General features: G+C 58.4%; 2 protein-coding genes. Both read right to left on the reverse strand.

Annotated features, from left to right (window positions below):
- A partial coding sequence (locus tag NW858_RS11610) for a phycobilisome rod-core linker polypeptide (protein WP_414520555.1) occupies positions 1 to 300 on the reverse strand: 300 nt, incomplete at its 3' end.
- A gap of 44 nt (positions 301 to 344) precedes the next feature.
- Positions 345 to 601: DUF4070 domain-containing protein (locus tag NW858_RS11615; RefSeq protein WP_414520556.1), on the reverse strand; the 257-nt coding region annotated here is incomplete at its 5' end.

Below are 601 nucleotides of genomic sequence, written 5' to 3' on the forward strand. Positions count from 1 at the left end.
GTAGTTGTCGTTAGCAACCATGACCAGCTCCCGGTACACCTCCGATTTGCCCAGGCCACGGATAAACTCTTTCACCGAGATCGCCCCGTTGCGCAACTGGGACTCCAGAGCTTTTTGCCGGTAGCTCTCCAGCATCAGGTGTTCGCTGAAGATCTGCCGGTAGGCGGCGCGGATGACATTCTCGATGCCCGTCGGGTCGTCGGGGCGATAGACGGGCGGGGTTTCGTCGCTGGGTACAAAGTAGCGGTTCACCCGCACGTTTTGCGTGGTGGGGCGATCGGCAAGCAAGGGAAGAGACATAGGCTGTGCTCCTACAAGAAACAAAACAACTAAAGAAGAAGAGGCTACCGCTCAGCAGCCAGCTCCTGCTGGCTGAGGCGAGCGCGGGCCAACTCCCGGTACTCCCAAAAGTGTTCCCCTGCCGCGCACAAACCCAAATACAGGTTCAGCAGGCTGGGCTTGCGCCGCCAAATTGTCCACAGTTGTCGCCAAAATTGGGCGCGAATTTGCGGGTGGCGGATCCCTTGTTGCCAAATGAGCTGGAGAAGGAGGTGGATCCCTTTCTGAAGGGTCAGCCTCATCACTTGTCGCCGGCCTGCTT

The organism is Synechococcus sp. H55.10 (genome assembly GCF_047502715.1).
Taxonomy (GTDB): Bacteria; Cyanobacteriota; Cyanobacteriia; order Thermostichales; family Thermostichaceae; genus Thermostichus.